17 protein-coding genes are annotated in these 23,148 nt (G+C 69.6%); 15 read left to right on the forward strand and 2 right to left on the reverse strand.

Going from position 1 to position 23,148, the window contains the following annotated elements; all coding sequences use genetic code 11:
- Position 1 precedes the first annotated feature (1 nt).
- From AOM45_RS07295 to AOM45_RS07360, 14 genes are all read left to right on the forward strand, one after another.
- Positions 2-1,780 carry a dynamin family protein gene (locus AOM45_RS07295; RefSeq protein WP_030466974.1) on the forward strand — a complete coding sequence of 593 codons (1,779 nt, stop codon included), beginning with the start codon at positions 2-4 and terminating at the stop codon, positions 1,778-1,780.
- Positions 1,777-3,198 carry a dynamin family protein gene (locus tag AOM45_RS07300; RefSeq protein ID WP_051783072.1) on the forward strand — a complete coding sequence of 474 codons (1,422 nt, stop codon included), beginning with the start codon at positions 1,777-1,779 and terminating at the stop codon, positions 3,196-3,198. The genes AOM45_RS07295 and AOM45_RS07300 overlap by 4 nt, the downstream gene beginning before the upstream one ends.
- A gap of 90 nt (positions 3,199-3,288) precedes the next feature.
- On the forward strand, positions 3,289-3,837 hold the full coding sequence (locus tag AOM45_RS07305; RefSeq protein ID WP_030466976.1) for a hypothetical protein: 549 nt from the start codon (positions 3,289-3,291) through the stop codon (positions 3,835-3,837).
- Between the two features lie 9 nt (positions 3,838-3,846).
- The gene (locus tag AOM45_RS07310) at positions 3,847-5,493 is read left to right on the forward strand and encodes an AbeC-like domain-containing protein (protein WP_051783073.1); all 1,647 of its coding nucleotides are present in this window, start codon (positions 3,847-3,849) and stop codon (positions 5,491-5,493) included.
- 14 nt (positions 5,494-5,507) lie between these two features.
- Positions 5,508-5,867 (forward strand): hypothetical protein, encoded by a 360-nt coding sequence (locus tag AOM45_RS07315; RefSeq protein ID WP_030466978.1) that lies wholly within the window; start codon positions 5,508-5,510, stop codon positions 5,865-5,867.
- Positions 5,868-5,966: 99 nt separating this feature from the next.
- Positions 5,967-6,926 carry an aldo/keto reductase gene (locus tag AOM45_RS07320; protein WP_030466979.1) on the forward strand — a complete coding sequence of 320 codons (960 nt, stop codon included), beginning with the start codon at positions 5,967-5,969 and terminating at the stop codon, positions 6,924-6,926.
- A 167-nt stretch (positions 6,927-7,093) separates the two neighbouring features.
- A complete protein-coding gene (locus tag AOM45_RS07325; RefSeq protein WP_201779912.1) occupies positions 7,094-8,296 on the forward strand; it encodes a vanadium-dependent haloperoxidase in 1,203 nt (400 codons plus the stop codon).
- A gap of 7 nt (positions 8,297-8,303) precedes the next feature.
- Positions 8,304-9,698 carry a hypothetical protein gene (locus tag AOM45_RS07330; RefSeq protein ID WP_051783074.1) on the forward strand — a complete coding sequence of 465 codons (1,395 nt, stop codon included), beginning with the start codon at positions 8,304-8,306 and terminating at the stop codon, positions 9,696-9,698.
- Positions 9,699-9,714: 16 nt separating this feature from the next.
- Positions 9,715-11,052: an alpha/beta hydrolase family protein gene (locus AOM45_RS07335; RefSeq protein WP_030466982.1), complete on the forward strand. Its 1,338-nt coding sequence runs from the start codon at positions 9,715-9,717 to the stop codon at positions 11,050-11,052.
- A 25-nt stretch (positions 11,053-11,077) separates the two neighbouring features.
- A complete protein-coding gene (locus tag AOM45_RS07340; RefSeq protein ID WP_051783075.1) occupies positions 11,078-11,875 on the forward strand; it encodes a lipoyl protein ligase domain-containing protein in 798 nt (265 codons plus the stop codon).
- Positions 11,876-11,931: 56 nt separating this feature from the next.
- Positions 11,932-12,447: a SigE family RNA polymerase sigma factor gene (locus AOM45_RS07345; RefSeq protein ID WP_236703198.1), complete on the forward strand. Its 516-nt coding sequence runs from the start codon at positions 11,932-11,934 to the stop codon at positions 12,445-12,447.
- A complete protein-coding gene (locus AOM45_RS07350; protein WP_156093757.1) occupies positions 12,419-13,354 on the forward strand; it encodes a hypothetical protein in 936 nt (311 codons plus the stop codon). The genes AOM45_RS07345 and AOM45_RS07350 overlap by 29 nt, the downstream gene beginning before the upstream one ends.
- A gap of 35 nt (positions 13,355-13,389) precedes the next feature.
- On the forward strand, positions 13,390-16,569 hold the full coding sequence (locus AOM45_RS07355; RefSeq protein ID WP_162185639.1) for a S8 family serine peptidase: 3,180 nt from the start codon (positions 13,390-13,392) through the stop codon (positions 16,567-16,569).
- Between the two features lie 107 nt (positions 16,570-16,676).
- Positions 16,677-20,882 (forward strand): DUF4062 domain-containing protein, encoded by a 4,206-nt coding sequence (locus AOM45_RS07360; RefSeq protein ID WP_030466987.1) that lies wholly within the window; start codon positions 16,677-16,679, stop codon positions 20,880-20,882.
- A 53-nt stretch (positions 20,883-20,935) separates the two neighbouring features.
- Here AOM45_RS07360 and AOM45_RS50645 read toward each other — a convergent pair whose 3' ends face one another.
- Positions 20,936-21,079, reverse strand: a complete 144-nt coding sequence (locus AOM45_RS50645) for a hypothetical protein (RefSeq protein ID WP_156093758.1) — start codon at positions 21,077-21,079, stop codon at positions 20,936-20,938.
- 20 nt (positions 21,080-21,099) lie between these two features.
- Entirely contained in the window at positions 21,100-21,900 is an 801-nt protein-coding gene (locus AOM45_RS07365; RefSeq protein ID WP_051783077.1) for an AfsR/SARP family transcriptional regulator, read from the reverse strand.
- A 192-nt stretch (positions 21,901-22,092) separates the two neighbouring features.
- Here AOM45_RS07365 and AOM45_RS07370 point away from each other — a divergent pair, with 192 nt between their 5' ends.
- A complete protein-coding gene (locus tag AOM45_RS07370; protein ID WP_051783078.1) occupies positions 22,093-23,001 on the forward strand; it encodes a UbiA family prenyltransferase in 909 nt (302 codons plus the stop codon).
- Positions 23,002-23,148 lie beyond the last annotated feature (147 nt).

A 23,148-nucleotide genomic window follows, 5' to 3' on the forward strand; every position in this document is an offset into this window, starting at 1 on the left:
CATGACGACCACACCGATCGAGGCCGTCGACCGCGCGCTCGCCGCCATCGCGCGCTACGGACGGCCGGACCTCGAAGCGCGGCTGCGCCAGGCGAGGGCACGACTCGAGGACGACCGCGTGCGGCTGCTGGTCGTCGGTGAGTTCAAGCAGGGCAAGAGCATGCTGGTCAACGGTCTGCTCGGGGCGCCGGTGTGCCCGGTGTTCGACGACGTCGCGACCTCGGTCCCGACCGTCGTCCGGTACGCCGAGCGGCCCGTCGTCACCCTGGTGCGCGGTGACTCGCGCATCGAGGTGCCGGTGGAGGAGCTGGCGGCGTACGCGTCGGAGTCGGGCAACCCCGGCAACGCCGAACGGCTGGACCACGTCGAGGTCGGGATTCCGCGCCCGGTCCTCGCTCCGGGATCGGACTCAGCGGGGCTGGAGCTCGTCGACACCCCCGGTGTCGGCGGGCTCGGCTCGGTCCACGGCGCGGCGACGATGTCCGCGCTGCCGACCGCCGACGCGGTGCTGCTGGTGTCCGACGCGTCCCAGGAGTACACGGCGCCGGAGCTGGAGTTCCTGCGCAACGCCGTGGCCGTGTGCCCGAACGTGGCGTGCGTGGTCACGAAGACCGACCTCTACCCGGACTGGCGTTTCATCGCTTCCCAGAACAAGTCGCACCTGGAAGCCGTCGGGCTGACGCCGTCCTTCTTCACGGTGTCGTCGACGCTGCGCTGGCACGCTCTCCAGACGGGCGACCAGGACGTGAACCGCGAGTCCGGCTACCCGCCACTGGTCACCTACATCCGCAAGAAGGTGCTGGGCGAGGCCGAGTCGCTGGCCCGCCGCTCCACCGCCCACGACGTGCACGCCGTCCTCGACCAGATCATCTCGTCGCTGCGCGCGGAGGAGTCGGCGCAGTCGGATCCCGCGTCCGCCCAGGCGCTGATCGACGAGCTCTCCGCGGCCGAGCAACGCGCCGCCGGGTTGAAGGAACGCTCGGCGCGCTGGCAGCAGACCTTGTCCGACGGTGTCGCGGACCTGAACGCCGATGTCGACTACGACCTGCGCGACCGCATGCGCGAGATCGTCCGCGAGGCCGAGGAGTCCATCATGGACGGTGATCCGACGAAGATCTGGGACCAGTTCACGAAGTGGGTGCAGGACGCCGCCGCGTCGGCCGTCTCGGCGAACTCCGTCTGGGCGACCCAGCGCGCCCGCTGGCTGGCCCGGCGCGTGGCCGAGCACTTCGACTCGGAACGCGAACAGACCTTGCCGTCGCTGCAGACGTCGTCCGGCGACCCGCTGCGGTCGGTGCGTGCGCTCGAGGTCCGTTCCGACGAGAAGTACGGCGTGGGCGGCAGGCTGCTGAGCGGTCTGCGCGGCGGTTACTCGGGTCTGCTGATGTTCGGGCTGCTCGGCTCCGCGATCGGGCTGTCGCTGATCAACCCGATCTCCATCGGCGCCGCGGTGCTGCTGGGCGGCAAGACCATCGGCGACGAGCGGAAACGCATCGTCCAGCGCCGCCAGAACGACGCCAAGACCGCGCTGCGCCGCTACGTCGACGACGTGACGTTCCACGCCGGCAAGGAGTCCCGCGACGTGCTCCGCGCGATGCAACGCGACCTGCGCGACCACTTCACCGCGCTGGCCGAGCAGCTCAAGCGCTCGCTGCAGGAGTCGATCCAGTCGGCGCAGAAGTCCGTGAAGGCCTCCTCGGCGGACCGTTCGGCCCGGCTGAAGGAGATCGCCGCGGAACTGGCGGTGCTGGAGAAGGTCCGTGCGGAGGTGACCTCGTGATCACCGACGAGGTCCGCCGCGTGCTGTCCCTCGCGGTCGACGCCTACCGCGACCAGCCGCGCGCCGCCCACTTCCTGCGCGGCCAGCTGGACCGCCTGGACTCACCGCTGCGCGTCGCGATCGCCGGACGCGTCAAGGCGGGCAAGTCCACCCTGCTCAACGCGCTGGTCGGCGACTCGCTGGCGCCGACCGACGCCGGCGAGTGCACGCGCGTCGTCACCTGGTACCAGGACGGGCGTTCACCGCGCGTCGTGCTGCATCCCGTGGCCGGGAGCCCGGTCTCACTGCCGGTGGTCCGCCGCGACGGTGCCCTGTCGATGGACCTCGGCGGTGCGGCCGTCAACCGGCTGGTCGTCGACTGGCCGTCGCAGAGCCTGCGGCACACCACGTTGATCGACACGCCGGGCATCGCTTCCCTGACGGCCGAGAACTCGGCGCGGGCGGTGCGGTTCCTGACACCGGACGACGAGACGCCCACCGAGGCAGATGCCGTGGTGTACCTGATGAAGCACCTGCACTCGGCGGATGCGTCCTTTTTGGAGTCGTTCCGCGATCAGGGCGTCGCCCGCGCGGCCGCCGTCAACACCGTCGCGGTGATCTCCCGCGCCGACGAGATCGCCGGCGGCAGGGTCGACGCGATGATCTCGGCCCGTGCCATCGCGGCACGCTACCGCTCCGCACCCGAACTGCACGGCCTGGCCCAGAACGTGATCGCCGTCGCGGGCCTGGTCGCGATGGCCGGGCGGACGCTGACGCAGGCCGAGTTCGTGGCTCTGTCGGCACTGGCGGCCGAGCCCAGGGAGTCGCTGGAGTCGTCGCTGCTCTCGGCGGACCGGTTCACCTCCGGTTCGCAGGAGAGGACCGCGCTGCTGCGCCGGTTCGGCGTGTTCGGCATCCGGCTGGCGGTGACGCTGATCCGGCAGGGCGTCCGGTCGCAGGCGGCACTGGCCGACGAACTGGTGACGCGCAGCGGACTCCGGGACCTGCAACGGGTGTTGCAGACGCAGTTCAGCGAGCGCCGTGACCTGTTGAAGGCCCGGTCGGCGTTGCTGGCACTGGACCGGGTCGTGCGCACCTCGGGCGGCGGGCGCCTGGCCGGCGAAGTGGAACGGATCCTCGCCGGGACCCACGAGTTCACCGAACTCCGTTTGCTGTCGGCATTGCGGTCCGGCGTCGTGGCCCTGCCCCGGCCGATGGTCGCGGAGGCGGAACGTCTGCTGGGCGAGGAGGGCATCGCCCCGGCGACCCGGCTGGGCCTGGCGCCGGACGCCGTCGCCGCCGAGGTGCGGCAGACCGCGTTCGCCGCACTGCGCCGCTGGCAGGCACACGCGGAGAACCCGATGCTGGGCCGCAAGTCCGCGGACGCGTGCCGCGTGCTGGTGCGGACGTGCGAAGGCCTGCTGACCCGCGGGCGGTGAGCCACCTACGCCGGTTGGCCGTCGCCACGGCACCGGCCGAGGATCTAGGTTGCTGATGTGGCAGGACAGGGGGAGCCTCACCAACCGCGCTTGTTCACACCGGCCGTCGCCGTCGTCGTCGGCTACGTCCTGCTGATCGGCAACCCCTGGCTGAACCAGGAGCTCACCCTCGCCGTGTCCGACGTGGAGTCGGCCATCCGGCTCACGAACGTGCTGTTCTCCTATCCGAGATGGCACGTGGACGTCGACCGCGTCGGCCCTTTCCTGTTCTGGTTCGCGAACCTGCGGACGGTGCTGTTCGTCGCGCTGGCCGTCGCGGGGCTGCCCAGGGTGTCGCGCTGGGTCAGCGGCAGCGCGGGCGGCCTCGGCCGGTTCGTCACCACCGTGGGCGTGACGACCCTCAGCGCGGCGACCGCCGGGCTGGCCTCCGCGTTGGTGGCGGTGACCGTGCTGACCACGGACGACTCCCTCCCGTTCATCGACGGCGCCCGGCCGGAGGAGTTCTTCCTGGGCCAGCTCGGCTCGTCGGCCACGTTCGGGGTGGTGTTCGGTGTGGTGCTCGCCGCCCTCGCGGCCGGGCAGTCCAGGGCTCCCACCGAGGAGGAACGCCGTGCCACCCCGCCGAAGTCGTTCTGGTGAAGGGGATCCATGAGCCAGCCAACCGCCTTCTCCCCCGACGACACGACGCGGTACCTGTGCGTCGCGACCAGGACCGACGAGCGCTTCGCCGAGCGGATGACCAAGGCGCTGCTGAACGACGACCTGCACGCGGCGGCGCCGTCGATCGGGTTCGCGCTGCGCCCGGTTCTGCTGCACGCGCTGGACGCGGCCCGGCAACGCAGGGTGCGGGACTGGTGCCTCCTCGCGGCCGCCGTGGCGGCGCTCGTCCTGTCCCCACTGTGGACAATCCTCGCGCTGCTGGTGATCGTGCCGGTCGGCGGCAGTCTCGCCCGGCGCGCCGGGACGTCCCGCAGGCTGCGCGACGTCGTGTTCGCCCTGATCGTGCTCGCCGCGATGCTGCTGTTCTCCGTGGCGATCGTGTCGGCACTCGGCACCGCGCCGGAGCCGACGCGGCGAACCCCGCACCCGGAACCGCCGGTCGCCGAGTGGCTCGTCGGCCTGCCGTGGCTCGCGTTGCTGGTGGGCCTCGTGATGTACGCGCTGATGGTGTGGCACGAATGGGAGAACCGCCTGACGTTGCTGAACCTGCTCACCCGAGCCGAGTTCAGCCCGGATGCAGCGCCACCGCTGCCGTCCGGACAGGCGTGGTTGTCCGACCGGCTGGCGGCGATCGACGAAGCCGAAGGCGGCAACGTCACGATCTACGACGGTTTCACCCCGTTCATCGGCCACGGATCACTCGTGTCGACCTGGTCGTTCGCGCTGCCGTCGCTGCGCTGTGACTCCACTGCCGACGACGACAACGTGGTGCCGCTCGACATCGCCGAACTCGTGACCCACGTCCGGGACCGGTTGGCGGCCATCGGCGCGGAGCCCGACGAACTGCCGGGGCTCGTTCTCACCGAGCGGGCGTTCGTCAGCGGCAACGCGCTCACGATGCACCCGGCGCTGCTGCCCGAACGCGACGAGACTCCCCGGCAGCACCTGCCCGCCGACGACCTGGCCCGGCTCGCCGCCCGCCCGCACGGGTCGGCGAGGCACTACCTGTGCGCGCAGGTCCCGTCGTGGGGCGGTGAGGTGGTCGCCAGCACGTTCCTGCACTTCTCCACCGACGGCCGCCTGCTCTACCTGCAGTGCGACCGGACCGTGCTGGGCCCGTTGTGGCAGCAGTACCACGACGTGGACCGGATCAGCCCGTTGCTCACCGCGGGCGCGATCGGCCGGCTGCTGGCCAGAGCGGCGAGCGGGGTGGCGAGCGCGGTGCCGCGCGCACCCGTCCGCGTGGTGCGCGACCTCACCTTCCGGTGGCGCTGGCAACGACGTCGTGCCGTGGAGCGGGCGATCGCCCGGCAGGACCTCGGCTACAACTACGGCGCCCGGTTCAGCGTCCGGGAGGAGGCGACGGATGCCAACTACCACAACTACTTCCAGAAGACCGACGCCGCCAAGCACCTCAAGCTGGTCGAACGGCACGTGCTGGCCGCGTTGCTGGACTTCCTCGACGAGCACGGCGTGGACACGGCGGAGTTCCGCAACCGTCAGATGACGATCCTCAACCAGGGCATCATCCAGACCGGCGGGACCAGCAACGTCGGCAACCAGGCCGTAGGCAGCGAGGCCACCGCCACGGTGCAGGTCCCCGCGCCCGAGCCCGCCGCCGGGAAACCGGCGTGACAGAAGGGAAACCAGTGCCGGAAAGCTCACCGAACTACGGCATCCAGCAGTCCGGCGGGGTCAGCAACGTCGGCAACCAGGCCGTCGGCCCGCACGCCCGCGCGGTCAGCCACGGCCTGACCTTCACCGCCTCGCCGCAGAACAGCGAGCTGATCACCGAGCTGATGACGTTGCTGGAACGCCATCGTGCGGAGATCCCCGACGAGGCCGAGGCGGTCGCCGAGGAACTGCAGGACGAGCTGGACTCGCCAGAACCCGACCGCGGTGTGATCGCGCGGACCCTCGAGCGGCTCACCAACATGGTCAAACCCGTGGCCCCGCTGGTCGAGACGGTCGGCGAGCTGACCAAGGCGGTGGAGGGGTTCGGCGCCTGAGCACGGCGGCTGACTCCGCGTTCGGGCGCCTGACCACAGCGACCCGCACCACGCACGCCTGACCCGGCGGCGACGCCGATCGGGGCGCACACTGTCCTTGTGACCGAGAGTGGTCCAGTCCCGGCCCGTGAGCTGGGACGCACAGGCGTGAAGGTGCCGCCGCTGGGCGTCGGCGTCATGGTGTGGGGAGACATGACGCGAGCGCCCCGGATGAACCCTGCCCGCAACGCCTACGGCCCCACCAGCGGCCTCGGCGACCAGCGCGAGGCGTACCAGGTCAGTCTCGCGGCCGGTGTGAACCTCTTCGACACCGCGGCGATGTACGGCGACGGTGTGTCCGAGCAACGTCTGGGAGAGCTCACCGAAGGCGATGAGCACGTGCTCGTCGCGACCAAGTTCCCCGCCAAGTTCTTCGCCCGCGCCGACAGCCTGCCCGAAACGCTCGACGCGAGCCTCTCCCGGCTGCGGCGCCAGGTGATCGACCTGTACCAGGTCCACTTCCCGGTGCGCTGGATGCCGATCCCCCGGCTCATGGACCTGATGGCCGACGCGGTGGCGGCGGGCAAGGTGCGGGCCGTGGGCGTCAGCAACTTCTCCGCGGAGCAGATGCGGACCGCGCACGCCGCACTGGCCGAGCGTGGCATTCCGCTGGCCTCCAACCAGGTCCAGTACTCGCTGCTGCACCGCGAGCCGGAGACCGACGGCGTGCTGGCCGCGTGCCGGGAGCTCGGAGTCACGCTCATCGCCTACATGCCGCTCGCCTCCGGTGCGCTCACCGGCAAGTACGACGCCGAGCACCGGCCCGCGGGCTGGCGCCGGTACCGGGCGCCGTTCCGCGGCAAGGCGGCGCTGGCCGAGCTCGGCCGGGTCAACGCCGTGCTGCGGCGCCTGGCCGAGACCCACGGCAGAACGCCCGCGCAGATAGCGTTGCGGTGGCTCGTCCAGCAGCCCGGCGTGCTTCCGATTCCCGGTGCGAAGAACGGCAGGCAGGCGGCGGAGAACGCGGGAGCGTTGACGTTCGAGCTGAGCGACCAGGAGATCCGGGAGCTGTCGGGCTGATCGCGCGTTCGGAGCAAGTGCTTGCCCGGCAAAGCTTGTTGCCCGTGCCGCACAACCGCTGGACACTGGAACCTTCGTGGAACGGTTCACCACTGGGGGATTCCATGACACGTCGTATTTCTGAGCCCGGAAAAATATGTGCCGCAACTGTTCTGACCGTGCTTTCGGTGGTGTCCGCCCCTGCGGCGCAGGCCGACACACCTCGCCAGAACGCTGTCATCACCTGGAACGTCCACGCCGAGACCGCGATCTTCGACGTCGCCAGGCAGTCGCCGACCGCGACCGCGCGCAGCTTCGCGATCGTGCAGGGCGCGGTGTACGACGCGGTCAACGCGATCGCCGGCACCCCGTACGAGCCGTACCTCGTCGCCCCGCGCACCCGGCCCGGTGACTCGACTCCGGCAGCCGTCGCCACCGCGGCCTACCGCACGCTCGTCTGGCTCTTCCCCTCCCAGGCCGATTCCCTGCGGGCCCGGTACGACGAGTCGCTCGCCGCGATCCCCGACGGCCCCTCCGAACGCGGCGGGATCGCCGTCGGTGAGGCCGCCGCGACGGCCATGATCAACGCCCGGCGCGACGACGGCGCGTTCTCCGACGCGACCTGGCCCGTCGGCACCGCGCCCGGCCAGTGGCGGCCGACCCCGCCCGGATTCCTCCAGACCGGGGCCTGGTTCGCCACCCTGAAGCCGTTCGTGGTGGACCCGAAGCCGTACCGCGTCCCCGGCCCGCCGGCCCTGAGCAGTTCGGCGTGGGCCCGCGACTTCAGCGAGGTCAAGTCGCTCGGCTCGGCCACCAGCACGACCCGCGCGCCGGACCAGACCGAAGCGGCGATCTGGTGGGACGACCCGCGTCTGGTGGAATGGGCGATCAAACGTCAGCTCGCCACGACCCACCGGCTCGGCACGCTGCAGACGGCCCGCATGTTCGCGATGGTGGACGTGGCCGCCGCCGACACGCTCATCGCCTGCTACCAGGAGAAGAAGCGCTGGCACTTCTGGCGCCCGGTGACCGCGGTCCCGCTCGCCGGCACCGACGGCAACCCCGCCACCGAGCCCGATCCGGCCTGGGCCCCGTTGCGGACCACCGCGCCGTCGCCGGAGTACCCGTCGGGGCACGCCTGCTTCACCGCCGCCACGACGACGGCGCTGCGCACGTTCTTCGGCCGCGACGACCTGTCGTTCAGCGCCCACAGCACCGACTCCGGCACCACCCGCCACTACCGCAGCCTCTCCTCGGCCACGGCCGAACTGGACCAGGCGAGGGTCTGGGCCGGGGTGCACTACCGCTTCGCCACCAGGGACGGGCACCGGCTCGGCAGCAGCGTGTCGCACGCAGTTCTCGGGCACGCGTTCGGTCCCCGTGGCAACTGAATCTCCGGTGGGCTGGAAACCGCCGGCGGCCGCGTTGTGCTCGGGGCTGTTGTACTTCTTCGGCACCGGGTTCACGCCGATCCCCGCGCTGACCTGGCTCGCTCCCCTGCCGGTGCTGCTGCTGGCGCCCGGAGTGTCCGCACGATCGGCCGCGGCCGCCGCGTTCCTGGCGGGAGTGCTGGGGTCCGCGAACAACTGGGCGCATTCCCTGCACTCCACCGACGTTCCGCTGCCGATGGCGCTGGGGATCAGCGCGGGCACGGCGGTGACGCTGACGGCCGCGGTGCTGCTGTTCCGCGCCCTGCTCCTGCGGGGTCAGCCGCTGCTCGCCGCGGTGGCCGCGCCCGCCGTGTGGACCGGAGCCCTGTACCTGGTGGCGTTGACGAACCCGACCGGGGTGATGGGCACTCCGGCCAACAGCATGGGCGACCTGCCGGTGGTGCTGCAGATCGCGTCGGTCACCGGGTTCTGGGGTGTCGAGTTCGTTCTGCTGCTGGTGCCCGCAGGCATCGCGGCGGTGGCCGGCTCGACGGTGCACCGGTGGCGGACCGGCGCGGCGGTGGCCGTGGTCGTCATCGGCGTGCTGGGCTTCGGGATCGTCCGGCTGGCGGGCGAGACCGGGCCGTCGCAACGGGTCGCGCTCATCGCACCCAACCAGGGCCACTGGGCCGTGGAGGTCGGGACGGCGGAGGGTGACCGGCTGATCCAGGCCTACGCAGAGCGGATCTCGGCGTTGCCGCAGGGCGTGCGACTCGTCGTGCTGCCAGAGGGCGAGTTCGGGGTCGACGACGCGAGCCTGCCGTCGTTGGTCAGCCCGCTCACCACCGCGGCACGCGACCGGGGCGCCGACGTCGTGGTCGGGTACGTGCGGCGGTCCGGGAGCGCGAGGCTCAACACCGCGCTGGCCATCCCAGCGAACGGTGGTTCGCCCGTCGCGTACGTCCGGGACCAGGCGCGTGAACTCGTCTACGCGGCGGGCGCGGGGGTGCAGATCTGCGGGGAGGTCAACCTCGCCCGCCCGAGTCGTGACTACGCGGCCGCCGGTGCCCGCACGCTGGCGATCCCGGCCGCGGACGAGAAGGTGAACGGGTGGCAGCACGCGCGGGTCGCGTCCCTGCGCGGCGTGGAGAACGGGCTGGGCGTGGCCTGGTCCGGCCGGTCCGGTGCGCTCATGGTGTCCGACGGGACAGGCCGGATCGTGGCCGAGGCCCACACCGGTGGAGAAGGCACCTTCACCACGGTCGTCGCCGACCTGCCTGCGGGTCCCGGGGCCACGCCGTACACGCGGCTGGGCGACTGGTTCGCCTGGCTGTGCCTGGTGATCACCGTGGCGGGCGTGTGCGTCAGCGTGTTGTCCAGCCGATGGAAGGGTGGCCGGGACGACTCCGCCGGGGTGGAATGAACGACGGAGGTGGGGCATGCGACCACGGTTCGTGATCTCGTTGCTGGCGCTGGTGCTTCTCGCGGGTGGTGCGCCCGCGCTCGCCGCGCCCGGTGTTCCCGGTGACCAGCCGTTGCCCGGCTACACCGTCAGCAACCCGCCGCTGAAACCGGAGATCGTCGACGGGCAGCCGACGAAGGTGCTGCAGGGCATCCACCAGCACTCCGCGTACATCGTCGAGGTGCCCGCGAAGTGGAACGGCCGGCTGGCCATGTGGGCACACGGCTACCGCGGCACCGGCACCGTGCTCACCGTGGACCCGCCCGCGTACGGCCTGCGCACCCGGATGCTCGGCCAGGGATACGCCTGGGCCGCGTCCTCCTACTACGGCAACGGTTACGACGTCCGCGCCGGCGTCCAGGCGACGCACGACCTCGCGAAGCACTTCGGCACGCTGGTCGCGAAGCCGAAGCAGGTCCTCATCGCGGGCGTGTCGATGGGCGGTCACGTCATCGGCCGTTCGCTGGAGCAGTACCCCGGCTTCTACGACGGCGCGCTGCCGATGTGCGGCGTGATGGGCGATCACGAGCTGTTCGACTTCTTCCTCGACTACCAGCTGACGGCGCAGGCGCTCGCCGGGGAACGCGCCTACCCGGTGCCTGCCGACTACCTCACCACCGTCGTGCCGCGCATCCAGGAGAAACTGGGCCTGACCAAGCTCGTCCCCGGCGGCCAGGACACCGTGACGGACCGCGGCGCCCAGTTCCGCTCGGTGGTCGTCGAACGCAGCGGCGGACCACGCCCCGGCGCGACGCCCGCCTTCGCGTTCTGGAAGGACTTCCTCTTCAGCCTCGCCGCACCACCCGACGACAACGCCCCGCTCTCGCGTGATCCCGGCCGGTTGGCGACCAACCTCGGCACCCGCTACCAGCCGAACTCGCCGGTCGACCTCAACCGCGAGGTGCAGCGGGTGGCACCGCGCGACTGGCGGTCCCGCCTCTCCCCCGCACTGACCGAGGTGCCGAGGATCGCGGGCAGGCCGAGGGTCCCGGTGCTGTCGCTGCACGGTCTGGGCGACCTCTTCGTGCCGTTCTCGATGGAACAGGAGTACCGGTCCGACGTCGCCCGAAACGGTCAGTCGAAGTGGCTGGTGCAGCGCGCGATCCGCACGGTGGACCACTGCGAGTTCTCGCCTGCCGAGGTCGGTGCGGCGTGGAACGACCTCGTGACGTGGGTGGACCGCAGGACGAAACCCGCTGGTGACGCGATCGGTGACCGTGCCGCGGTGGCCGCGCCGGCGTTCGGGTGCCGGTTCTCGGACCGTGCCGCGTACACCGGGCCCGGCACCCGGAAGTTGTTCCCGCCCTGTCCCTGACGAGGCCGTGGCCGAGAATGATCGCGTGCCCACCGCGAACACCCGCCTGCTGGTGTCCGGAAGCACCGGCTCCGCCGTCTCGGAGCTGGTGACCCCGGCCCTGCTGCTGCGCTCACCCAGCGCCACGTGGTCGGAGCTCGTCCACGTCTACGTGCCGAACGGTCCCACCGTCGCCTTCAGCGGCCGCGACCTCCGCTCACCGGGGATCGCCGCCGCCACCGAGGTGGCGCGCGCGGCGGGGTTCGAGCCGGTGGTCCGGTCGCCGGGCGGGCGGATGGTCGCCTACGACAGCGGTGCCGTCGTGATCGACCATCTCGACCGCACCACCGGCATCCGGCACGCGGGGAGCGCGACCTTCGCCGCGAACGCCGAGAGCCACGTTCGGGTGCTGCGCGCGTTCGGTGGCGTCGACGCCCGTGTCGGTGAGGTCGACGGCGAGTACTGCCCCGGCGAGTTCAGCATCAACGTCGGCGGCACCGCGAAGGTCGTGGGGTCGGCTCAACGGGTCACCGCCACCGGGTCCCTGTTCAGCACGGTCGTGCAGGTCACCGTCTCGGACCGGGTGCGCGCGGTGATCGTGGACGTGTCCGAGGCGCTCGGCTACGACCTGCGGCACAGTTCCATCGCGGGCCTGGCCGACTACGTGCCGGGGCTGACCGCCGGAGAGGTCGCCGAGGCGTTCTCGGCGGACTACCGCGACCGACTCGGGCTGATCGACGGACCGCTGCCCGCCGAGGTGGTCGTGCACGCGGCGAGCGCGTCCGGCACGTCCCCGTTCCACGTCGACGACTGGACGCGGGCGAACCCCCTTCAGCCGGTGTAGCAGATCATCCAAAAGTCGCGGGCAACCTTCCGGTGCTCTGCGAGCATCAGGTCATCGTGAGAGTGGACGAGCAGGCCGCGTACGTCGAGTACGTGCGGTCACGGATGCCGTGGCTGCGCAAGCTCGCGTACCTGCTGTGCCAGGACTGGCACCGGGCCGACGACGTCGTGCAGACAGCGATCACGCAGTTGTTCGTGCACTGGAACAGGGCGCGCGCCGCCGACAACATCGACGGCTACGCGCGGACGGTGCTGACGCGCGTGTTCCTCAAGGAGCGGCGTTCGGCGTGGTCGCGCAACGTGCGCCTGGACGACGCGGCGGCCGACCGGGCGATCGAGGCGGAGGACTCCGTCACCACTCTCGCGGTGCGGCACGCCCTGCTCGCCGTACCGCCGAAACAACGGGCCGCGCTGGTGCTGCGCTACTACTGCGATCTGTCCGTTGAGGACACTGCGACGGCGTTGCGCTGCACCAAGGGCACGGTGAAGAGCCAGACGAGCAAGGGGCTTCAGGCCCTGCGCAAGGCGTTGGGAGGGAAAGCCGATGAACTACTTGCGAACGTTGCTGGATGACGCCGCGTCGGCACCGGCGCCTCCCGCTCGGGTCGATGTCGAGCTGGCCGTGCGGTCCGGCACGCGGATCGTGCGGCGCCGGCGGACGGCGTGGGCGGTGGGCGCGGCGTCGGCCGTGGTCGCCTGTCTCGTCGCGTCGGCGCTGGTCTTCACGCCCGCCGCGCAGAAGGAACCCGCGGTCCCGCTGCCGGCACCTGGGTTCAGCAAGGTGTTCGAGCCCGACAAGAAGTACGCCTCGTTCGGCTGGCTGCCCGGCGAGGTCACCCAGAGCATCCTCGAGACCACGCCTGAGTGGCACCGGCAGTGGGTCACCAACGGGTCGTGGAAGGTCGAGCTGCGGATGGTGACCGCCGGCCGCGACATGGAACTCTCCGGCAGCGACAGGGACTTCGCGGTCGACGCCGCCCAGGTGGATCACCGGTGGCTCTACCGCACCGATCCGCCCGACGGCCGGGACGTGGAGTGGAACGCGGTGCGCATCACCGCACGGGACTTCGCGCTGCGGTGGCAGTACGCGCCGGGGGCGTTGATCGAGGTCGCGGTGCAGAACGCGGACAACCCCAAGGATCTCCTCCTCGACGTCGTGAACGGTGTCCGCGTCGGCGAGGAGGACGTCCGTGTTCCGTTCCACCTGACCAGCCCGCCGGGCCGGACCACGAGGCTCTACATCGAGGAGATGGGATTCCACTGGAGGGCGGGCCTGGAATATCAGGGTGATGCGAGCGTGACCATCGCGAGCGCCGACGGCGCCCCCGACAGCACGTTCACCACCGAGGTCGACGGCAAGAAAGCGCGTCTGGAAAACAAGTACCTGGCGGTCGTCGAGCCCTCCGGTGTCCGTTCGCAGGTCCATCTGCCCGACGGAGACCCGGTCGAGCTGTACCGGAGGTTGCGGATCGACCGCTGACCTGTTGTCGCTCAACAAACCTGGGGAGATTTGGTGTGAGAAGACGAATCTGGCTGTCGGCTGCCCTCGTCACGGTGGCCGCGTTGAGCGTTGTGACCGTTCCGGCGGTTGCGGCACCGGCACCACCGGGTGCGGGGATCACCCTGCTGACCGGTGATCACGTGTCGGTCGAGGGCGACCGCGCTCGCGTCCGTCCTGGGGGCGGACGCGAGCGGGTCTCCTTCCGGCAGTACCTCGACGAACTGGGTGACCTGCACGTCGTGCCGTCGGACGTGGAACGGCGGCTGTCGTCGCGAGAGCTCGACCCGCGCCTGTTCAACATCACCGAACTCGTGCGGTCCGGTTACGACGACGCGTCCAGCCCGGCGATTCCGCTGATCGTGCAGGGCGTCTCGGCCACGCTGAGCGGCCGGGCGTTGCCGAGCATCGGCGCTGTGGCGGTGAAGGCGGACAAGTCGGCGTCGTTCCTCTCCGGACTGCGGACCGCGGGCGGCGAGCGGATCTGGCTGGACGGCAGGGTGAAGGCCTCGCTCGACAAGAGCGTTCCGCAGATCGGCGCACCGCAGGCGTGGCAGGCCGGGCACACCGGCAACGGCATCACCGTCGCCGTGCTGGACACCGGGATCGACGCCACGCACCCGGACCTCGCGGGGGCCGTGGTCGAGGCGAAGGACTTCACCGGCAGCGATTCCGGCACCGACGACCGCAACGGCCACGGCACGCACGTCGCCGCGACCGTCACCGGCGAGGGCCGGTACCGCGGCGTCGCACCGGACGCGAAGCTGTTGGTGGGCAAGGTTCTTGACGCCAACGGTTACGGGTCCGAGTCCGACGCCATCGCGGCCATGGAATGGGCGGCGGCCGCGAAGGCCGACGTGGTGAACCTCAGCCTCGGTGGCGATCCCACGGATGGCACCGACCCGATGTCGCAGGCGCTCAACCGCATCAGCGCCGACACCGGCACGCTGTTCGTCGTGGCGGCGGGCAACTCCGGCGCCGAGTCGATCGGCACCCCCGGTTCCGCGGACCTCGCGCTCACCGTGGGAGCGGTGGACCGGCAGGACCAGCTCGCCGACTTCTCCTCCCAAGGACCGCGCACGGGCGACAGCGCGGTCAAGCCGGACATCACCGCACCGGGCGTCGACATCGTCGCCGCGCGGGCGGCAGGCGGCTGGATCGGCAGTCCGGTGGGAGACAGGCACATCGCCCTGTCCGGCACGTCGATGGCCACCCCGCACGTCGCGGGCGCGGCGGCGATCCTCGCCGGGCAGCACCCGGACTGGACCGCCGCGCAGCTGAAGTCCGCCCTGATGAACAGTGCTCGCCCGAACGACGCCCTGACGGTGTACCAGCAGGGCGCGGGACGGGTCGACGTCGCCCGCGCGGTCACCCAGCCGGTGACGGCTGCACCCGCGTCGCTGAGCCTCGGCACGGCGACCTGGCCGCACACCGACGACCCGGCGATCGTGAAGACCGTGACCTACCGGAACGACGGACCTGCCGCACGGACGCTCACGCTGACGGCCGCGTTGACCGACCCGTCCGGCAAACCCGCCGTCGCGGGCATGGCCGCCGTGTCGCCGAACACGATCGTGGTGCCCGCGGGCGGTGAGACGACGGCGACCCTCACCGTGACGACGTCGCTGGACTCACCGGACGGCCTCTACAGCGGAACCCTCCTCGCTTCCGACGGCACGGTGTCCGTGCGCACGCCGATCGGCTTCACCAAGGAGATCGAGACCGTCGAGATCGACCTGAGCTTCCTCGGCCGCAACGGCGCACCGACCGACCAGTACCACTACAGGTTCGTCTCCCACGACCGGCCGAAGGCGTACTACAGCTGGGATCCCTCGGGCAGGATCGTGCAGCGGCTGCCCAAGGGCACCTACTACTACGAAGCGACCATCCAGGACGGTCCGTACCCGAAGCTGACGCAGATCGTCGAACCGGCCTTCACGGTCACCGGCAACGGTGTGCTGGTGAACGACGCGAGAGACGGCGCGGAGCCCGGGTTCAAGCTCGACAAACCCAACGCGAAGCCGGGCGTGGCGCAGTTGCAGTTCCTGCTGAACACCAAGTGGGGCGTCACCGGCGTGATCAGGGACCTGCGCGACTTCGACGGGCTCCTGGTGCGACCCGCGAAGACGTCCGCGCCGGGCAAGTTCAACTACACGTCGGTCGCGGTGCTGGCCGAGCCGGACGGCAACGGCACGTTCCTCGGCACCCCGTACCTGTACCACCTGACGCACACGACTCCCGGCACCGTGCCCTCCGACCTGCGCCCGGTGATCTCGGACCGGTCGCTCGCGGTGGTGCACTCGCAGGCGTCCTCCCACGGCAGTCCGACGGCCACGGCCGAACGCGACTGGGTGGCCAGGGGCAAGCAGCCGATGCGGCTGACCGAGTACTACACGCCGAACACGCCGTGGTCGGGCTCGTTCACCGAGTTCGACGGCGCGAACCCGATCCCGCCCGCGACCAGGCAGGACTCGGCGACGCCCCGGTCGTTCACACCGGGCCACCACACGGAGAAGTGGAACGCCGCGGTGTTCGGCCCGGCGTTCCCGGAGATCCCGTCCCACCCCTACCAGTTCGCGGCCCGACGACGCGACTACATGTTCCTCAACGTGCCGATGTTCACCGACCAGAGCTCGACGCACTACGGCACATCGAGCACCACCACTGCCCGCAGTGTGTTGTCCCGCAACGGAACTGTGCTGTCCGACACGCAGTACACGGGAGCCTTCAACGGCACCGTGCCCTCCGGTCCGGCCACGTACGAGTTCCACGCGGAGGCGACCAGGACCGGCCTGTCCGAGCTGTCGACCTCCGTCAGCGCGGACTGGACGTTCAAGTCCGACACGGTGCCGGGCTGGGACAACGCGCCTCTGCCGCTGCTGGCCGTGCGGTTCGCCCCGTCGCTGGACGACCACAACCGCACTGAGGCGGGGCGGCCGTTCACGTTCCCCGTCTACGTGCAGCGCAACGGTTCCACTGATCTCTCGCAACTCCGCAAGCCCGCGGTGCAGGTGTCGTACGACGACGGTGCCACGTGGCAGCCGGTGCACCTGGTCCGTTCTCGGGACCAGTGGCTGGCGGTGGTCGCGCACCCGAAGGACGCGAAGTTCGTGTCGCTCAAGGCACAGGCCCAGGACGCTTCGGGCAACACCGTCGATCAAACGATCATCCGCGCCTACGGGCTGAACCAACGGTGATCGTCCGGCCGCCGTTCGGGTGAGTGAGGTAACCCGGCACGGCCGGACCGCGATGTGATCGGGAGCAGGTACCAGTCGGTACCGCGAACCTCCTGGGGACAGGTCACATGCGGGTTTACGTGTCGTCGACGTTTCTCGATCTGCAGGAGTGCCGGGAGGTCGTGCACCGGACCCTCCGGCGCCTGCAGATCGACGACGTCACGATGGAGTACTACGTCGCCGAGCCCGACCGGCCCGTCGACGTGTGCCTGCGGGACGTTCGTTCGTGCGACGTCTACCTCGGCATCTTCGCCTGGCGCTACGGCCACGTGCCGGAGGGCCACGGTGGTTTGTCGATCACGGAGCTGGAGTACCGGGCCGCGATCGACGCGGACAAGCCGTGCCTGATCTTCATGCTGGACGAGAACGCGTCCTGGCCACGTCCTTTCATGGACCGCGATCCTGAGGCGATCGAGACGCTGCGGGCCGAGCTCGCAGAACGCCACACCCCGAGCCACTTCCGCGTCGCCGCGGACCTCGGCATCGAGGTCGCGACCGCCTTGCACCGCCACATGACCTCCGCGGACGACCCGGCACGGCGCCTCGACCAGCTCGACCCGGCCGTCGTGACGGCGTACTACCGGCGGCTGCAGAAGGAGTACGGCCGCCTCGACCTGGACGCTCTCACCCCGCCGGAACGCGAGGAGTACCTGCAGATCCTGCTGGAGCAGGTGTTCGTCGAGCAGCACGTCCGCGAGGACCCGCCACCGGTGAAGCTGCCACCCGAGCTGCTCCAACGGCTCCAGGCGGAAGGCGAGATCGACGAGGCCGCACTGCCGGAGGGCGTCGACCTGGCGGACCTGCGAGCGGCACAGGAGTCGTACCGCGCCAAGCCACAACGTCCCGTGCTGGACGTGGTCATGGGAGCCGACCGCCACGTCGTGGTGCTGGGCGATCCAGGAGCGGGCAAGTCGACCCTGGCGAGGTTCGCGGTGCTCGACCTCGCCGGCGTGAGCCGCCGCCTCACCCCGCTGGCCGGAACCCTCCCCTTGCTGGTGGAGCTGCGGCAGTACGCGGCGGCACGAGAAGCGGGATCGTGCCGCACGATCCTGGAGTTCCTCGACGAGCTCGCGACCACCCAAACCCTCGGCATCGCCCGCCGGCACCTGGAGCCGTACCTGGAGGCGGGCGGCGCGGCACTCGTCGTCTTCGACGGCCTGGACGAGATCTTCGACCCGGGCCGCAGGGAGGAGGCCACGAAGGAGATCGCGAGCTTCGCCGACCGCTACCCCGGCGTCCGGGTGCTCGTGACGTCCCGCGTGGACGGCTACCACTCCCGCCGCCTCACCGACGCGGGCTTCGTCCACCACACGTTGCAGGACCTCGACGCCGACCAGATCGCCGACTTCCTGGGCAGCTGGTACACGCTCGCCTTGCACGACCGCCCGGGCGAGGCGGCCCAACGACGCGACCGCCTGCTGGAAGCCGTGCGCGAGTCCCGGCCGATCGGGGACCTCGCGGGCAACCCGCTGCTGCTGACCATCCTCGCGATCATCGGCAAGCACCAGACCCTCCCCAGAGAACGGTGGAAGGTCTACGACCACGCCGCCAGAGTCCTTGTGCAGCACTGGGACATCAAACGGCAGCTCCGGGAACGACGCGTCGCGGCCGACTACATCGACGAGGACGACAAGCGCGAGCTGCTGCGCCGGCTGGCCTGGCGAATGCAGACCGGGGCGGACGGCTCGACGGGCAACTACGTGCACCGCGAGGACCTGCAACGGCTCTTCGAGGACTACCTGGTCGAGACCTACGCCCGCAATCCGGCCGACGCGAAGATCGTGGCGACGGTCATCATCGACCAGTTCCAGCACCGGAACTTCATCCTCAGCCGGTTCGGGCCGAACCTGTACAGCTTCGTGCACCGGGCGTTCCTGGAGTTCTTCTGCGCTGATGCGGTGGTGCGGCGGTTCCAGCGCGAGCAGTCGATCACGTTGGACGACGTCGTCGCGCTGTTCGTGGAGCGGTGTGGGGATACGAGCTGGCGTGAGGTGTTGCGGTTGCTCGCCTCCGTGTTGGCTGAGCACCACGTGGGTGAGATCGCCCGGCGGCTGCTGGAGGTGGACCGGCCGTGGCCTGTCAACGAGTTCGCCGCACCGCCGCACGGCCTCATCGTCGCCGTGCAGTGCCTGGGCGAACTGCGTTCTATGAGGGCGGTCGAGGAAGTTGCCAAGGCAGCACTCGTCGAGGTCGTTCTGCTGCTTGAACATTGTGTCGGCATCGAGGACACGTTCACTCATCAGCTCATCGACAGCGACGTTCTGCCGGCACTCCGGGCGATCGGGCCCGCCTGGCCGGGCCGAGACCTGTTCGCCGACTGGTACGTCAGCCGAGGCCGCTGGCTGATCTGGTCACCCGTGACCAGACTGTCGGCAAGCCTGCTGACCATCCTTTTCATCGACCGCCCTGACGTGCTCGTCCGGGTGGTCCATCTCGACGAGGTCAACGACTCCCGGGCGGCCGAGGCCTTGTCCGGCGCCGCCGCAGAACTCGAGCGGTCCCCGGCAACTGAGGGCTCGCAAGGAGCTGGGCCGATGGCGCCTGACACTGCCGTTCTGAGCACTCTGACGACAGCAGTGAGCACCGGCACGGCTTCTGCGGTGCACTGGGCCCTGCAGATGTTGGATCGTCTCGGCTCTGCGGATGTCGTGGACGAGTTGTTGTGGGACCGGTTCCTGCACGACGACGACAAGGACGTCTTCCGTGCAGCTGCAACGGGTCTGTTGCGGCGCCACCCCGGTCACCAACGCGTGCTCGACACCGTCGCCAACCGGATCGAGCACGCCGGCTCATCCCCACTGGCAGGCGTGTGTGCGGATGTTCTCGCAGAACACGACCCCACTCGTCCTCGGCTCGCGTTGCTCACGACCCTCAAGCGGGTTCAGGAGCCACTGTCACCGTTCGACGAGGAAGAAGACCCTGTCGAAACTCAACAGATCAGCACAGCTCGTGACCAAGACATTCTCTGGGCCAGGTTGGGTGAGGTGGCCAAGCAGGCGACCGCCTTTTACCAGGCACGGTACAACGCGCTGGTTGTCCTGGATCGAGTCGCACCCGCGGACTTCGTGGAGGAGTTGCTGTGGGACCGCCTCCTCCACGACGACGACGATGACGTCTTCCGCGTAGCTGTCACGAGTCTGTTGCGGCGCCACCCCGGCGACCAACACGTGCTCAACGCCGTCGCGAACCGCGTCGAACAGGACACTGATACGCCGTTGGCACGCGTGTGTGCGGAGGTTCTGATCGAGCACGGCGCGACTCATCCGCACCTCCCCCTGCTCACGACTCTTGCGCGGATCCTGTACTCGGATTCCTTGTTGTCCGAAGAGGAGGAAGTCTCCGCCGAGGTTCGACGGATCCGCGACGCTCACGGCCGCGACGACATGGTCTTGGCCAGGTTGCGCAATGCGGCTGCGGCAATCACCACCTCCTACCAAGCTCGGCACAACGCGCTGGTTGTCCTGGATCGAGTCGCACCCGCGGACTTCGTGGAGGAGTTGATGTGGGACCGCCTCCTCCGCGACGACGACGATGACGTCTTCCGCGTAGCTGTCACGAGTCTGTTGCGGCGCCACCCCGGCGACCAACACGTGCTCAACGCCGTCGCCGACCGCGTCGAACAGAGGCCGGAGACGGCGTTGGCACGCGTGGGCTTGGAGGTGCTGCCAGAGCACGACCCTGCTCGTCCTCGACTCACGTTGCTCACGACACTGGCGGAGATCCTGGGCTCAGACCCGTTGTTCTTCGACGAGAAGAAAGTCGCTGCCGCAGCTGAACGGGTCCTCGGCGCACACGATGACCACGACGCGGTCGCGGCAGTGCTGGGCGATTTGACCAAGAACAGCCAGGCCTTCTACGACATCCGGTGCAACGCACTGATTGTGCTGGATCGAATCGCACCTGCGGACCTCGTGGAGGAGTTGATGTGGGATCGGCTCCTCCACGACGACGATGATGATGTGATCGCGGTTGCCGTCACGAGCCTGTTGCGGCGCCACCCCGGCGACCAACACGTTCTCGACACGGTCGTCAATCGCCTCGAAGAGAACCCTGATGCGCCGTTGGCACACGCGAGCGTGGAACTTCTCATCGAGCACGACCCCGCGCGTCTCCGACCCTTGCTCGTGGAATCCGACAGGTTCCAGCTCCACTTGGGAACACGATTGGTCATCGCGGGCGATCGTCTCTCCGTTGGTGACCTGCCTGAGCTGGCCGACTTCGGCCCTTCCACGATCCGGCTGCGCTCGGACGAGCCGGCCCCGGACGACAACTGACACCATGACAAGTGGACTCGTGCACGCATGCCCGAGTCCACGGTGGACAAGAGCTACTCCAGCGCCCGCAAGATGTGCGGCTCCGCCTCCGCCTCCGCCCCGAGCAGGTGCCCAGCCAGGGCCCACCCCTCCAGGTCGGTCATCTGGTGCGGAATCAGCAGCTCGAGGTCAGCAACCTCAGGTACTTCGGGTTCCATCGCAAACGTTCCTCCAAGAGTCAGGCCGCCATCGCCTTCTCGCGCAGCTCGCCGCGGATGGCGCGGGCGAAGATCCGGTAGGTCGTCTCGGTCGGTTCCACGTCCAGCTCGTGCTGGAGGCGGCGCAGGCAGATGTCGTACCAGGTCTGCACCTGGCCGAGCTCGCCTTGCCTGCCGTGCACGACCATGAGGGTCTGGTAGAGCTCCTCCTGGTACGGGTCGACGGCCAGGAGGCGCTGGCACATTCGCACGGCGCCGAGGCGGTCTCCCCTGCGCAACGCGTCGGCGCGCAGGTAGTGCAGGGCCTGCAGCACGAGAGCCTTGCTGCACGCTCGTTGCTCGTCGATCCAGTCGCCGGACTCGGTGGCCAGGAAGTCGCCTGGACACAGGTCCACCGCGCGGGTGTAGTGGCGCAGGGCCTTGGGGTGGTCGCCTGCCAGTTCGGCGGCGCGGGCCGTGTCGATGGCCGACGAGAACTCGTCGAGGTCCAGCCAGACGTCGTCCGCCTTGAGGAGGTAACCGTGGTCCCGGTTGACGATTTCCACGGCGGGCTCGTCCGAATCGACCGCGTGCAGCACCTGGCGCACGCCGTGCATGGCGACCTTCAGGGAACTGCCCGTCGGTGACCATTCCTGGTCGGGCCAGAGGACCTGGTACAGCTTGTCCCTCGTCACCACGCGGCCTCGGTTCACCAGGAGGTACTGGAAGAGGCTGCGGGCCTTGCCCGCCCGCCAACGCTCGACCGGGCGACCGCACACGTGCACCGAGAAATCGCCGAAGAATCGCGCCGTGACAGCGGCGTCTGTCGTTTCTCGCAGCATTTGCGTCGCCTTTCCTCCCGATCGGATCACGTGAAATCGACCTTATGACGCCCGTCACCACGCCTCAAGTGGGCTACCACTGGAACGAACACAATGTGCGGATGGTCGTAGTCCGGCTACGACTCTGGTCGTAGTGGTATTTGGCGCATTCTTGACGCGCCGGAGGAGTCACAGCTCGATAGGCTCGGCCACATGTACCTGACAAAACGGTCGAAAGTTGAACAGGCAACGGTCACAAACCTGCGCCTGTGCTGGAAGGAAGCGCGGCCGGTCGTGCAGGGAATCTTCGCACTGCGATTCTGCTGCGCCGCGCTGCTCGCCGACCATCACACAAATGGAGCAGTTTGGCCGCGGGTTGCCGGGGTGCTGGGGTGCTGGGTCGCCGCCACTTGGGCCATCTATCTGCTCAACGGCGTCGCGGACGTCGTGGAGGACCGGGAGAACGGCTCCGTTCGACCTGTCGCACGTGGAATTCTTCCGGTGGACTTCGCGAAATCCGTGGTAGTGGGGCTGTCCGCGGCGGCGATCGGGTTTGCCGCGCTCATCTCGCCGGTCGTGTGCCTGCTGGTCGCGCTGCACCTCGCGGCGGGCATCGCGTACTCGACTGGGCCACGTCCGCTCAAGGGAAACGTGCCCGGGTTTTTCGGCGCCGTGGTGGCGCTGGGAGGGCTGACTTATCTGTGCGGCTGGTACGCGAGCGGTGCGACCGAAATCGGCGCGCCGCTGCTGTTGTTCGGTGGCGCGATGTCGCTCTGGATGGGATTCGGCGGTGCCACCAAGGACCTTTCCGACGTCGCCGGAGATCGCCTCGCCGGGCGGCGCACACTGCCTGTCGTGCTCGGCGATCGCGCGGCTCGCATCGCGATGGCGATTGGCGCGAGCGCGGTCGGGTGGGGATTTCTGCTCACCGCTGTGCGATGGGCGCCGTCGGTCGCGCCGGTCAGCTTCGTGGTGTGCGCGGGTTCGGTCGCACTGGCCGTCGTCGTGTCGAGCAACGTGAGCCGGGGAGAGCGCTTCCGGCGTCGTCGCCCCTACCGAACCTTCATGATTACCCAGTACACCGCGCATCTAACACTTCTTGTCTCACTGATCTTCCAGTAACAGAATGCGGTGTTAGTGTTGCTGAGGTCACACGGGGCGGGCACAACTCAATGTCACGCACGGTAAGAGAGTGGACACGTACCGCTTTTTCGGGGGAGGGACGGCGGTGACCGACGGTCGATTAGCGGGGTTCCGCGACGAAGTGCG

Origin of the sequence: Lentzea aerocolonigenes (assembly GCF_000974445.1) — a bacterium.
Lineage (GTDB): Bacteria > Actinomycetota > Actinomycetes > Mycobacteriales > Pseudonocardiaceae > Lentzea > Lentzea aerocolonigenes.